Genomic DNA, 12,637 nt, shown 5'->3' with positions numbered 1-12,637 from the left:
CCCGTGAACCGGTGAAGATCCCGGTCAGGGGCCCTTTTTCGTTGCCCGGCCTCCCCAACGGCCGCCCGCGCGGGCTGGATCGCGGGCGGCCGGGGGGTGGTGGCTTCCGGGGAATCTTGACGGCCTGACGCGGCCACCTTACCGTGTATTCCGCGAGGCAGAATAAAGTTTCCGCATTACGGAAGTAGCGGAGCGGCAAGACCACTCGACCCAGGAATTCACAGCTCACCGCGGGGCGCGACGCGAGCTGAATCCGCCAGCCGAAGCAGGAGAACCTCCATGGCTCGTATGACCGCTGTCCGCGCGGCAGTTGAGATCCTCAAGCGCGAAGGCGTCACCAACGCGTTCGGAGTTCCCGGCGCCGCGATCAACCCCTTCTACAAGGCGCTCCAGCAGGGCGGCGGCATCGACCACACGCTCGCCCGGCACGTCGAGGGCGCCTCGCACATGGCCGAGGGCTACACCCGCGCCAACCCCGGCAACATCGGGGTCTGCATCGGTACGTCGGGTCCGGCGGGCACCGACATGATCACCGGCCTGTACTCCGCGACCGGTGACTCCATCCCGATCCTCTGCATCACGGGCCAGGCCCCGACGCACCTCCTCCACAAGGAGGACTTCCAGGCCGTCGACATCGCGACGATCGCCAAGCCGGTCACGAAGATGGCCGTCACGGTCCTGGAGGCGGCGCAGGTGCCCGGCGTCTTCCAGCAGGCGTTCCACCTGATGCGTTCGGGCCGTCCGGGGCCGGTCCTCATCGACCTGCCCATCGACGTCCAGCAGGCCGAGATCGAATTCGACCCCGAGACGTACGAGCCGCTGCCGGTCTACAAGCCGTCCGCGACCCGCGCGCAGATCGAGAAGGCCGTCGGCCTGCTCCTGGAGTCGCGGCGCCCGCTGATCGTCGCGGGCGGAGGCATCATCAACGCCGACGCCTCCGACCTGCTCGTGGAGTTCGCCGAGATCACCGGCACGCCGGTCGTCCCGACCCTGATGGGCTGGGGCACGATCCCCGACGACCACGAGCTGAACGCGGGCATGGTCGGCCAGCAGACCGGCCACCGCTACGGCAACGCCACGTTCCTGGAGTCGGACTTCGTCCTCGGTATCGGCAACCGCTGGGCCAACCGCCACACCGGCTACAAGCTGGACGTGTACACCGAGGGCCGCACGTTCGTGCACGTCGACATCGAGCCCACCCAGATCGGCAAGATCTTCGCCCCGGACTACGGGATCACCTCCGACGCCAGGGCCGCCCTCGAACTCTTCGTCGAGGTCGCCAAGGAGCTGAAGGCGGCGGGCCGGCTCCCCGACCGCTCGGCGTGGATCGCGTCGCACCTGGAGCGCAAGAGCACGTTGCAGCGCCGGACGCACTTCGACGACATCCCCATGAAGCCCCAGCGCGTCTACGAGGAGATGAACAAGGCGTTCGGCCCCGACACGCGCTACGTCACCACCATCGGTCTGTCGCAGATCGCCGGTGCGCAGATGCTCCACGTCTACAAGCCGCGCCACTGGATCAACTGCGGCCAGGCCGGCCCGCTCGGCTGGACCATCCCGGCCGCGCTGGGCGTGGCCACCGCGGACCCGGACACCCCGGTCGTCGCCCTGTCCGGCGACTACGACTTCCAGTTCATGATCGAGGAGCTGGCGGTCGGCGCGCAGCACCGCATCCCGTACGTCCACGTCCTGGTCAACAACGCGTACCTGGGCCTGATCCGCCAGGCCCAGATCGGCCTGGACATCAACTTCCAGGTGAACCTGGAGTTCGAGAACCAGAACAGCCCCGAGCTGGGCGTCTACGGCGTCGACCACGTCAAGGTCGCCGAGGGCCTGGGCTGCAAGGCCATCCGCGTCACCGACCCGAACGAGCTGGGCGCGGCCTTCGAGCAGGCCAGGAAGCTGGCCCAGGAGCACCGGGTGCCGGTCGTCGTCGAGGCGATCCTGGAGCGCATCACCAACATCGCCATGAGCAAGACCGCCGACATCAGCGACGTCTCCGAGTTCGAGGAGCTCGCCACGGAGCCCGGCCACGCGCCGACCGCGATCCGCCCGCTGAAGGTCTGAGCCGACGGGAGCCCCCGACCCGCCGGATTCCGGTGGACGGGGGTGTCCGGCGCGGGACCGGACCGTGTCCGGCACGACGACCGGCCCGCTGTAGCTCCCGGCCCCGCGGGCCGGTCCCGCGTTCGCCTGTGCGCGGTGCGGCCCCGTGGCCGGGGGCGCGGCCGCTCGCCGGGGAATGCCCTAAGCGCTGCGGCCCCGTGGTCGGGAGCGCGGCCGCCCGCGCCCGGGGCCGCCCGTGCGCGCCGCGGCCCCGGGGGCCGGAGCGCGGTCAGATGACCGGCGGCCGCCCCAGCCGGGTCATCCGCCACACCGTGGACCAGCGGATCGGCCGCCGCCGCCCGCACGGGGTGCGGACACCCTCGGCGAAGCCGCCCGCCCAGGCGCGCAGGCCCTTCGGGTCGTGGGTGCGGGCCAGGGTGAGCAGGGTCCAGGTGCCCAGGTAGGCGGGCACCAGGGGGAGGGGGAGGTGGCGGCGGGCCAGCCAGACGCGGTTGCGGGCCGTCATCCGGTAGTACACCGCGTGCCGGGCCGGGCTCGTCTTCGGGTGCTGGAGCAGCAGCTCGGGGGCGTACTCCACCTTCCAGCCCGCGTCCAGCGCCCGCCAGGCCAGGTCCGTCTCCTCGTGGGTGAAGAAGAACTCCGCCGGCCACAGGCCCGTCTCCGCCAGCATCCTCATCGAGAACGCGTGGCCGCCGCCCAGGAACGCGGTGACCGGGCCGCCGCGCATCGGGTCGCCCGCCCGCAGCCGGGGCACGTGGCGGCGCTGGGTCTCGCCGTGCTCGTCGGCGATCCGGAAGCCGACGATCCCGAGCCGGTCCTCGGCGGCGAAGCGATCCCGGACCCGGCGGATGACGTCCTTGTCGACCAGGAGTCCGTCGTCGTCCAGCTCGATGACCACGTCCACGTCGCCGATCTCGGCGAGCCTGCGCAGCCCCTCGTTGCGGCCGCCGGGGCAGCCGAGGTTCTCCGGCAGCTCGATGGTGGTGACCCCGCCGTCGAGATCCGTCAGGCCGGGGGTGGTGGAGTAGTCCGGGAGCGCCGTGCCGTTGCCGATGATCACGAGCCGGGTGGGCCGGACGTCCTGCATCGCGACGGACGCGAGCAGCGCGTCGACCGCCTGCGGGCGGTCTCCCATGGTCACGATGGATACGCCGATGCGCGGTGCGGACAAGGTCGGTACTCCTGGGGCTCGGCTGCCGGTCGCCGGCGGCTGGTCGGCAGCGGGTCGCCCGCGATCGTAACGCCTCGCCGTTCAGTTCGTTGTTACCCCCCGGCCATCCACGGGTCCATCCTCGTTCAACAACCCGTACACGGCCATGTCCCGCCGTCGGCCGCCCACCTGCTGCCAACCCCGCAGCAGCCCCTCGCGCCGGAAACCGACGTCCTCGGCGGCCCGTGCGGACGCGGTGTTCCAAGGCTCGACGAAGAGCTGGAGGCGGGGGACGCCGAGGTCGCGCAGGGCCCAGCCGGACACCGTACGCAGCGCGGCGCGGGCCACGCCCCGGCCGCGGGCGGACGCGGCCAGCCAGTAGCCGAGGGTGGCGCGGCCCGCGGACAGGTCCCGCAGCCAGAGCCCGATCGCGCCGACCGGGCGCCGGTCGCGGGAGCGGACGATGGCGAAGGGGTACCCGGCGCCGGTGGCCGCACGCTCCCACTGGCGGCGCACGAACGCCTCGCCGGCCTGGTCCGAATAGGGGGACGGGACGGTGGTGACGAGCGGGATGTACGGGTCCCGCGCGGCCTCCCGGAGGAGTGGCAGATCACTCATCTCCCACGGGCGCAGCACGAAGTCCGGGCCCGCGGACATGCTCGGGACGGTCAGTGGCGTGGGCTCGGCCATGTCCGCATCCTCCCGCGACCGGGCCCGTCCCGCTCCCCGGAACCTCCCGCGTCCTTCCGCGCTCTTCGGCACGGGCGCGCTTCTGGAACCCTTCCGGCCCTCCCGGGCCCGGTCCGGTCGTGCCGCGTCGATACAGTGCTGGAATGATTTTCGGTAGAACCGGGTTCGGGGGAGCCGTCGCGGACTTCGAGGCCGCCGTGGTGGCGCGGGACGCGAAGCGGTCCGGCAAGGCGTTCGTCCGGTTGCAGGAGACCTTCGGGCAGGCCACGGAGGCGGACCTGCTGGACGGCGGGCCGCGGCTCGCCGCCGTCCTGGACCAGGTGGAGCCCGGCCACCGTGCCGTCGTCGCCGCCCTGGTCGGGGCCTGCGTCGAACGTGGCGCGGACGCCGGGCGGTGCGCTCCGCCCGTACTGGCCGGGCTGCGGGAGGTCCTGGAGCAGGCGGCGGTCTTCGCCGACGCGTGGGCCGCGAGCGGGGGCGGGGCGCTTCCGGCCGTGCGCGGTGAGCGGCCCGGCGACGAGATCGTCGACCGGGTGGGCCTCGAAGCGGCCGTCGCGTGGTGGACGCTGCCGCAGTGGGAGACGGCCGCCGTCGCGATGCTGAACCACCTGGAGGTGCGCCGAGCCGCCGCCGACGACCTGGACACACTGTCCCGGCTGCTCACCGCGGTGGAACGGGCCTCCGGCGAGGACCACACCTACCTGGCCCACGCGCTCCGGGTGCTGGACGGCGCACCGCTCGTCGCCCTCCACCGCGCGAGCGGCACCGGCTATCTGCTCCGGATCTCCGGCATCGGGGACAACTTCCAGCTGCACACCCTGCTGGCCGACGCGCTCATCGGCGGCGGTCACGTGGAGGGCGACGCCCCCACACCCCAGGAGGCGGCCGTCTGCCGGGAGACCCCCGGCCAGGTGGAGACCACGGGCTCCTTCGACCTGGTCGCCCCGGACGGCGGAACGATCCGGAACGAGGGCGCCCCCGCAGACATCCCGGTCGTCGACGGGGTCCGGCTGCTGGTCCTGGACGAGCCGTCCCACCGGCGGTCCTGGCCCGCCGGCCGCTTCTTCCCCGGGATGCGGGGGGACGCCCTGCTGGAGCGCGCCCTGGAACCGGAGGAGACGGAGCGCTGGTACGCCAGGGTCGCCCCGGCCGGGGTCACCACGGCCTGAGCTGCTCCCGCGCCCTGACGCAGGGTCGGCGCGTCCGTCTCCGGGGTGTTGCGTCCGCCGGTCAGTGGCAGTCCTTGACGCCCTTGTTCGCCTTCGTCGACCTGCCCCAGGAGCAGGAGTCCTGGAGCTTCCCGTTCGGCTTGAGCAGCCGGGCCTTGTCGCCGGTGTTGTTCCAGACGTACGAGCCCCGGTTCCAGTGCGCGGTGCCCGCGCTGTTCCTGCCCTTGCCGGTCCGGAGTTTGACGGTCTTGCCCGCGCCGAGGGTGTGGTTGCCGAAGGTGTAGGTGTAGCCGGTGTTGTCCTTCACCGTGAAGCCCTTGAGCTGGACCTTCTTCTTGCTGTTGTTGTGGATGTTCACCCACTCGGCGTTCAGGGAGGTGTTCGACCGGTCGTCCTTGCCGGGGCCGTCGTACTGGACCGTTCCGAAGTGCAGTCCGCCCTGATGGGCGGCCGCCGTGGCCGGAGTCGCCGTGGCGAGGAGAGAGGCGGCCAGTGCGGTGGCGGCGGCCAGAGCGATCGGCGCAGCGGTGCGTATGCGCATGGGGTGTTCCTTCTGTGTCGTTCCGGTGAAGGCGTAACGAGATGCGATCATACGGACAGCACGCGCTTGCCCTACTACGAGTGACGAAATTGGCAAACTGCGTCAGTTAGCGGCCAGTTCGAGCAAATGTGATCAGATGTGTACCCGGTTCCGTGCGCATCCTGACTGCGACTGCGACTGCGACTGCCTCTGGGTTTTGTGCGCGTCCGCCTCCGGCCCCGGCTCAGCCCCGTCCGACGTACGGCATGTTCGTCGCCATCACCGTCACGAACGGGACGTTGGCCTCCAGCGGCAGTTCCGCCATGTGCAGCACCGTCCGCGCCACGTCGGCCGCCGCCATCACCGGCTCCACCGCCAGCTCGCCGTTGGCCTGGAGGGTGCCGGTCCGCATCCGCTCGGTCATCTCCGTCGCCGCGTTGCCGATGTCGATCTGCCCGGAGGCGATCCGGTACGGGCGGCCGTCCAGTGACAGCGACTTCGTCAGCCCGGTCACCGCGTGCTTGGTCGCGGTGTAGGCGACCGAGTGCGGGCGCGGGGCGTGCGCGGAGATCGAGCCGTTGTTGATGATCCGGCCGCCCTGCGGCTCCTGTTCCTTCATCAGTCGGTACGCGGCCTGCGCGCACAGGAACGCGCCCGTCAGGTTCACGTCCACCACCGCCCGCCAGTCCTCGGCGGCGAGGTCCTCCAGCGGGCCGCCGGAGCCGAAGGTTCCCGCGTTGTTGAACAGCAGGTCCAGCCGCCCGAACCGCTCCCGTACGGCCGCGAAGAGCGCGGTCACCTCCTGCTCGTCGGTGACGTCCGTGGTGACGCACAGCGCCTCCGGCGCCCCGGCCGCGGCCGCCGTCCGCGCCAGCGGCTCCGCCCGGCGCCCGGCCAGCGCGAGCGACCAGCCCGCGCCCGCCAGGGCGAGCGCGACCGCCCGGCCGATCCCCGAACCGGCTCCCGTGACGACGGCGACTTTGTGATCCGTGTGCTCAGTGTTCATGGCCCGGCAGCGTACGGGAGGGGTCGGTGCACCGGGCACGCGGTGCTCATCGACCCGCCATGCGGATGTTGTGCACGCGACAACGGTGCGTCGTCGCGTTCCGTTGCCATGAGGTCCGACAGCATCCGGCTGAGGAGGGCATATGACAGCCGCACAGACCAGCACGGCGCCCGACCACCACCGCCACCGGACCGCCGCCGCACCCCACGACCACCACGCGCGACCCCGCCACCGGACCGCCGCCGCACCCCACGACCTCTCGGCCGAACTCCGCGCGGCCGCGGCCGCCTTACCCCGCACCGGGGTGGGGAGGCGGCGCTTCCTGACCACCACCGGCGCGGCCGCCGCGCTGGCCTTCACCGTCAACCTGCCCGCCGCCGGCACCGCGAGCGCCGCCGAACTGGACGCCCGCCGGATCGCCGACGACCCCTTCACCCTGGGCGTCGCCTCCGGCGACCCGCACCCCACGTCCGTCCTGATCTGGACCCGGCTGGCCCCGCGCCCCTACGAGTCCGGGGGCGGACTGCCCGCCGCCCGGGTGGCGGTGCGCTGGGAGATCGCCCGGGACGAACGCTTCCGCCGCGTCGAGCGGAGCGGAACGGTCACCGCCCACCCCGAGTTCGCCCACAGCGTCCGCGCCGACGTCCAGGGTCTCGCCTCCGGCCGGGACTACTACTACCGCTTCCGCACCGGAAACTGGACCAGCCCCACCGGCCGCACCCGCACCGCCCCCGCCGCCGGAGCCCGTACCAGCTCCCTCACCCTGGCCGCCGTCTCCTGCCAGGCGTACCACGACGGGTACTTCACCGCCCTGCGGCACCTCGCCGCCGAGGACGTCGACGCGGTGTTCCACCTCGGCGACTACATCTACGAGTACGCCGTCAACGCCACCGGCGGAGCCCGCGCCTACACCGACCGCCGCCTCCCGGACGTCTTCAACCGCGAGACGACCACCCTGGAGGACTACCGGCTGCGCTACGCCCTCTACAAGTCCGACCCGGACCTGCGGGCCGCCCACGCCGCCCACCCCTTCGTCCTCACCTGGGACGACCACGAGGCCGAGAACAACTACGCGGGCGACATCCCCGAGAACGACGTCCCCCCGGAGGAGTTCCTGGTCCGCCGGGCCGCCGCCTACCGCGCGTACTGGGAGAACCAGCCCCTGCGCGTCCCGCAGCGCCCCTCCGGCCCGGACATGCGGCTCTACCGCCGCCTGCGCTTCGGTCGGCTCGCCCAGTTCGACATCCTCGACACCCGCCAGTACCGCGACGACCAGGCGTACGGCGACGGCTGGCGTACCCCGGGCCCCGAGTCCGAGGACCCCGCGCGCACCCTCACCGGGGCCACCCAGGAACGCTGGCTGATCGACGGCTGGCGCGCCTCGGACGCCACCTGGAACGTCGTCCCGCAGCAGGTCGCCTTCGCCCGGCGGCGGGACGTGCCCACCGACGCCTACAAGCTGTCCATGGACGCCTGGGACGGCTACCCGGCCTCCCGGCAGCGGGTGCTGGCCGGGGCGGAGGCCGCCGGGGTGGCCAACCTGATGGTCCTCACCGGCGACGTCCACGTCTCCTACGCCTTCGACCTGAAGAAGGACTTCGACGACCCCGCCTCGCGCACCGTCGGCACGGAGATCGTCACCACGTCGATCACCAGCGGCAAGGACGGCGCGGACCGGCCCGCCAACTGGGACAACCAGACCCGCGCCAACCCGCACCTGAAGCACTACAACGGGCGGCGCGGCTACACGGTGATCGCCCTCACGGAGGATCAGGCCCGCGCCGACTTCCGTACGGTGGCGGCCGTCACCACCCCCGGGGCGGCGCTCACCACGGCGGCGTCCTTCGTCACCGAGGCGGGCAACCCGGGGCTCACGCCCGCGTAACCGGGCTCAGTCCTCCCCCGGATAGCGGACGCCGACGCGGTCCCGTACCGCGTCGAGCGTCCGCATCACCGCCAGCGAACCCTCCAGCGGGACCAGCGGGGACTCCGTCTCACCGGCCCGCACCGCGCGCGCCACCTCGACCGCCTCGTACTGCATGCCGGACAGCCCGCTCGGGCCCGGCCCCGAGGTGATCGTCTCCGGCTCCCGGCCCGGCCGGTGCAGCACCAGGTGGTCCGGGTGGAAGAAGTCGCGCGGCAGGTCGATCCGCCCGGCCGAGCCGATCACGGTCGCCGCCGTCGGGTGGTGGCCGACGATCGAGCAGGACAGCAGCGCGGTCGCGCCCGACTCCCAGCCCAGCAGCATCGCCGTGTTCAGGTCGACGCCCTCCGGGGACAGCAGCGCCTCCGCCCGCACCCGGTCCGGCTCACCGAGGAGCAGGTGGGCGAACGACACCGGGTACACCCCCAGGTCCAGCAGCGCCCCGCCGCCGAGCGCCGGGTCACGCAGCCGGTGGCCGGGGGCGAAGTCGCCCGTGAAGCCGAAGTCCGCCTGCACTGTACGGATCTCGCCGATCGCCCCGTCCCGCACCAGCTCGGTCAGCCGCCGGACCACCGGGTTCAGATACGTCCACATCGCCTCCATCAGGAAGAGACCGCGCTCCCGGGCGAGCGCCACCAGCTCCTCTGCCTCCCGGCTGTTGAGCGTGAACGCCTTCTCGCACAGCACGTGCTTCCCGGCCCGCAGGGCGAGCGAGGCCGCCGCGTGGTGCGCGGAGTGCGGGGTGGCCACGTACACCACGTCCACGGTGTCGTCGGCGACCAGCTCCGCCCAGCTCCCGTAGGCCCGCCCGATGCCGTGCCGCTCGGCGAAGGCCCGCGCCGGGGCCTCCGTACGCGAGGCGACGGCCACCACCTCGGCGTCCGGCAGGGCCTGGACGTCCGCCGTGAAGGTCCCCGCTATGCCGCCCGTCGCCAGCACACCCCAGCGCACTGTCCGATCACCCATGCCCGCCCCCACTGCCGTGACGAAAGAGGTATCGACCACTCCGGTCGAGCTGAGAGCATAGATGCGGATTCAACGATGTGGAGAAAGAGAATGCCGGACGACGGCGGCGGCCAGGCCCAGCGGGCACACATACCCACCCCCGGGACGGGCCCCGCGACCCCTCCCTCATCCGCCAACCCGCCCGGGACCGTGCGCACCTCCCCAGCCGAGCGCGTCCCGGCCGCTTCCGGTCTCGCGGCCGCCGGGAGTCTGCCACCCACCGCGGGCCTCCCGGCCGCCACCGGCCTCCCCGCCCCCGCGGTGAAGGCCGCCCGGCGCACCGGACTCCTGGTCACCCTGGTCCTCGGCGGGCTCACCGCGCTGCCGCCGCTCTCCATGGACATGTACCTCCCGGCGCTCCCCGCGGTCACCGACTCCCTGAGCGCCCCCGCCGCCACCATCCAGCTCACCCTGACCGCCTGCCTGGCCGGGATGGCGCTCGGGCAGCTCGTCGTCGGCCCGATGAGCGACCGGTGGGGCCGCCGCAGGCCGCTGCTGCTCGGCATGGTCGTCTACGTCGTCGCCACCGCGATGTGCGCGCTGGCCCCCACCGCCGGGCTCCTCATCGGCTTCCGTCTCCTCCAGGGCCTCGCGGGCGCGGCCGGGATCGTGATCGCCCGAGCGGTGGTGCGCGACCTGTACGACGGCGTGGACATGGCCCGGTTCTTCTCCACCCTGATGCTGATCTCCGGCGTCGCCCCGATCATCGCCCCGCTGATCGGCGGTCAGGTGATGCGGTTCACCGACTGGCGCGGCATCTTCGTCGTGCTGACCGGCGTCGGCGTCCTGCTCACCCTCGTCGTGGTCAAGTGGCTGCCCGAGACGCTGCCGCCCGCCGCCCGCCACACCGGCGGGGTCCGTGAGGCCCTGCGCACCATGCGCGGGCTGCTCGCCGACCGGGTCTTCACCGGCTACATGGTCGCGGGCGGACTCGCCTTCGCCGTCCTCTTCGCGTACATCTCGGCGTCCCCGTTCGTCGTGCAGGAGATCTACGGAGCCTCCCCGCAGACCTTCAGCCTGCTGTTCGGGCTCAACTCGATCGGGCTGATCATCGTCGGGCAGGTCAACGGCAAGCTGCTGGTGGGCCGGTTCAGCCTGGACAAGGTCCTCGGCCTCGGCCTCGCGGTCATCGTGCTCGCCGCCGTCGCGCTGCTGCTCACGACGGCCGGGGTCTTCGGCGAGGTCGGCCTCGTGCCGATCGCGGCCGGGCTGTTCGTGCTGATGTCGGCGATGGGGCTCGCGATGCCGAACACCAACGCCCAGGCTCTGATGCGGACCAAACACGCGGCGGGCTCGGCCTCCGCGCTGCTGGGCACGTCCTCGTTCCTGATCGGCGCGATCGCCTCCCCGCTGGTGGGGATCGCGGGGGAGGGCACCGCCGTTCCGATGGCCGTGGTGCAGGTGGTCTGCGCGCTGGCCGCGATCGGCTGCTTCCTGGGGCTGTGCCGCCCGTGGCAGCGCACGGGCCGGGAGGCCGGTGGGCTGTGAGGCCCGGGGCCTCCGGGGCCGGTGCGCTGTGAGGTGCGGAGCTTCACGGGGCCGGGGTTCTTCGGGGCCCTCTGGAGCGTGAAGCTCTCCGGCGCCGGGGCCCGGGTCGGTCCGAGCCCCCGCTCCCTACGGCGGCGCCGGGGCCCGGGTCAGTCCGAGCGCGGATAGCCGATCAGGTGCGCGCGCTCCTGCCGGTCCGTCCAGCGGAACACCCCGACCCCGGTCGTCTCCGTCAGCGGCAGCCGCGCGTCGCGGGCCAGCCGGTCCGTCGTCCAGGTCGCGAAGTCGACCGACACCGGGAGCCCGCCGCCCGCCAGCGCCTCGGACGCGTCGCGCGCGTTCTCCGCCCCGTAGGCGATGCCGTCGTCCGTCACCGTGGCCAGCGTCAGATGGGGGACGCCGCTCTCGTCCTCGAAGCAGTGGCCCCGCCCCGCCTTCAGGTCGAAGGCCAGGTTCCCGGCGACCAGCCGGTCGCCCGCGGGGGACAGCACCGCCTGGGGGTAGGCCCCCGGTTCTATGGCGGGCCGGTGGCACTCCACCGCGGCGACCACCTTGCCGCTCGCCGCGTCGTGCACCGCCCACAGCTCATGGGTCCTCGCCCGCTTCGCCTTCCGGTCCAGGGACCACCTGGCCAGCACCTGGCCCGAGGTCACCGAGGTGGGGACGCCGCTGGTCCGGTCGGTGCCCCTGGGAGCGACGTCCCGGCTGAACCAGCCCTCGTTCACCCAGAACTCCCGTGCCCCGCCCACCAGCAGCCCGCCGGTGGTCTGCCCGTGCACCTCGGTGAGCTGCGCGCAGGCCCGGCAGCCCTTCGGGTAGGTCAGCTCGTCCGCGCTCAGCTCGGAGACCGTGGCCGTCACCGGGTCGATGAGCACGCTGTTGGCCCTGCCGTCGCTGATCACGATCCCGGGTCCGCTGGTGCTGACGTCCGGGGCGCCCGACCACGGCACCTCGACGCGCTCCCGGGCCCCGTCCGTCACGTCGTACAGGTCGAGCGAGACGAAGGTGCTCGACGGCGACATCCCGTCGCCGACCTTCCCGTACGACCAGGTCACGAAGTACTGCCGGTCGTCCCGGGCGACGGTGGCGAGCCTCGGGTAGTGCAGCGGGTCCGGCGGCCGCCAGGCCTGACCGCGCCAGCCCAGCCTGCCGGTCGCCGTGTCGACGGTGCGCAGCCGGTAGCGGTCTCCGGCGGACCGCTCCAGATAGGCCAGCAGCCCGCTGGTGTGGGAGACGGCGACCTCGGGGGAGGAGCCGATGATCTCCCAGCCCCGGTCCGTCGTGTACGGCGGCGGCACGCTCAGCCGGGTCACCGGTCCGCCGCCCGCCGCGCCCGTCGCCGCGGGGGCCGTCGCGCCGCCCGGCGTACCGTCCTCCTCGCCGGGGCTCCCGCCGAACGCGGCGAGCAGCAGGAGGAGGGCGAGGAACACCACCCCGCCCACCAGGGCCAGCCGTACGATCTTCTGTCTCATGGCTCCCGGCTCCCCCGATGCACAAGGCCGCGCCTGCTCATGGCCGTCTGGACGTGGCCGCTGGGGCCGGGCCGAACTCGCGCCGGTCAGCGTAGCAACAGGCCGCCCGGGAGGAGGAGTTCGCCCGCCGTCCTGTTCTGCGGCTG

10 protein-coding genes are annotated in these 12,637 nt (G+C 72.9%); 4 read left to right on the top strand and 6 right to left on the bottom strand.

What is annotated here, in order from left to right; genetic code table 11:
- Positions 1-288 precede the first annotated feature (288 nt).
- Positions 289-2,067: a glyoxylate carboligase gene (gene gcl, locus ACIRRU_RS08560; protein WP_403678364.1), complete on the top strand. Its 1,779-nt coding sequence runs from the start codon at positions 289-291 to the stop codon at positions 2,065-2,067.
- A gap of 268 nt (positions 2,068-2,335) precedes the next feature.
- On the opposite strand, the gene ACIRRU_RS08555 is transcribed toward gcl, so the two are convergent.
- Positions 2,336-3,238: a glycosyltransferase family 2 protein gene (locus tag ACIRRU_RS08555; RefSeq protein WP_403677953.1), complete on the bottom strand. Its 903-nt coding sequence runs from the start codon at positions 3,236-3,238 to the stop codon at positions 2,336-2,338.
- 81 nt (positions 3,239-3,319) lie between these two features.
- On the bottom strand, positions 3,320-3,907 hold the full coding sequence (locus ACIRRU_RS08550; protein WP_403677950.1) for a GNAT family N-acetyltransferase: 588 nt from the start codon (positions 3,905-3,907) through the stop codon (positions 3,320-3,322).
- Positions 3,908-4,050: 143 nt separating this feature from the next.
- Between ACIRRU_RS08550 and ACIRRU_RS08545 the strand changes: the two genes are divergently transcribed.
- A complete protein-coding gene (locus ACIRRU_RS08545; RefSeq protein ID WP_403677947.1) occupies positions 4,051-5,076 on the top strand; it encodes a hypothetical protein in 1,026 nt (341 codons plus the stop codon).
- Between the two features lie 61 nt (positions 5,077-5,137).
- Here the strand turns inward: ACIRRU_RS08545 and ACIRRU_RS08540 are convergent, their stop codons facing one another.
- A complete protein-coding gene (locus tag ACIRRU_RS08540; RefSeq protein WP_403677944.1) occupies positions 5,138-5,617 on the bottom strand; it encodes a lamin tail domain-containing protein in 480 nt (159 codons plus the stop codon).
- Between the two features lie 223 nt (positions 5,618-5,840).
- Complete coding sequence (locus tag ACIRRU_RS08535) at positions 5,841-6,602, bottom strand: SDR family oxidoreductase (RefSeq protein ID WP_403677941.1); 762 nt, start codon at positions 6,600-6,602, stop codon at positions 5,841-5,843.
- 142 nt (positions 6,603-6,744) lie between these two features.
- Here ACIRRU_RS08535 and ACIRRU_RS08530 point away from each other — a divergent pair, with 142 nt between their 5' ends.
- Positions 6,745-8,487 (top strand): alkaline phosphatase D family protein, encoded by a 1,743-nt coding sequence (locus ACIRRU_RS08530; protein WP_403677939.1) that lies wholly within the window; start codon positions 6,745-6,747, stop codon positions 8,485-8,487.
- 6 nt (positions 8,488-8,493) lie between these two features.
- Here ACIRRU_RS08530 and ACIRRU_RS08525 read toward each other — a convergent pair whose 3' ends face one another.
- On the bottom strand, positions 8,494-9,492 hold the full coding sequence (locus ACIRRU_RS08525) for a Gfo/Idh/MocA family protein (protein WP_403677936.1): 999 nt from the start codon (positions 9,490-9,492) through the stop codon (positions 8,494-8,496).
- A gap of 90 nt (positions 9,493-9,582) precedes the next feature.
- Between ACIRRU_RS08525 and ACIRRU_RS08520 the strand changes: the two genes are divergently transcribed.
- The gene (locus ACIRRU_RS08520) at positions 9,583-11,019 is read left to right on the top strand and encodes a Bcr/CflA family efflux MFS transporter (protein ID WP_403677933.1); all 1,437 of its coding nucleotides are present in this window, start codon (positions 9,583-9,585) and stop codon (positions 11,017-11,019) included.
- A 149-nt stretch (positions 11,020-11,168) separates the two neighbouring features.
- Here ACIRRU_RS08520 and ACIRRU_RS08515 read toward each other — a convergent pair whose 3' ends face one another.
- On the bottom strand, positions 11,169-12,491 hold the full coding sequence (locus ACIRRU_RS08515) for a hypothetical protein (RefSeq protein WP_403677930.1): 1,323 nt from the start codon (positions 12,489-12,491) through the stop codon (positions 11,169-11,171).
- Between the last annotated feature and the right edge of the window lie 146 nt (positions 12,492-12,637).

The organism is Streptomyces sp. NPDC101181 (genome assembly GCF_044767975.1).
Classification (GTDB): domain Bacteria; phylum Actinomycetota; class Actinomycetes; order Streptomycetales; family Streptomycetaceae; genus Streptomyces.
The sequence above is the reverse complement of the archived record's forward strand: the minus strand, read 5'-3'. Positions and strand labels throughout refer to the sequence as shown.

Excerpts from the sequence above, each read along its gene's own strand:
- ACIRRU_RS08515 (WP_403677930.1), bottom strand. The coding sequence starts at position 12,491 with ATGAGACAGAAGATCGTACGGCTGGCCCTGGTGGGCGGGGTGGTGTTC.
- ACIRRU_RS08535 (WP_403677941.1), bottom strand. The coding sequence starts at position 6,602 with ATGAACACTGAGCACACGGATCACAAAGTCGCCGTCGTCACGGGAGCC.
- ACIRRU_RS08545 (WP_403677947.1), top strand. The coding sequence starts at position 4,051 with ATGATTTTCGGTAGAACCGGGTTCGGGGGAGCCGTCGCGGACTTCGAG.
- ACIRRU_RS08525 (WP_403677936.1), bottom strand. The coding sequence starts at position 9,492 with ATGGGTGATCGGACAGTGCGCTGGGGTGTGCTGGCGACGGGCGGCATA.
- gcl (WP_403678364.1), top strand. The coding sequence starts at position 289 with ATGACCGCTGTCCGCGCGGCAGTTGAGATCCTCAAGCGCGAAGGCGTC.
- ACIRRU_RS08550 (WP_403677950.1), bottom strand. The coding sequence starts at position 3,907 with ATGGCCGAGCCCACGCCACTGACCGTCCCGAGCATGTCCGCGGGCCCG.
- ACIRRU_RS08530 (WP_403677939.1), top strand. The coding sequence starts at position 6,745 with ATGACAGCCGCACAGACCAGCACGGCGCCCGACCACCACCGCCACCGG.
- ACIRRU_RS08540 (WP_403677944.1), bottom strand. The coding sequence starts at position 5,617 with ATGCGCATACGCACCGCTGCGCCGATCGCTCTGGCCGCCGCCACCGCA.
- ACIRRU_RS08520 (WP_403677933.1), top strand. The coding sequence starts at position 9,583 with ATGCCGGACGACGGCGGCGGCCAGGCCCAGCGGGCACACATACCCACC.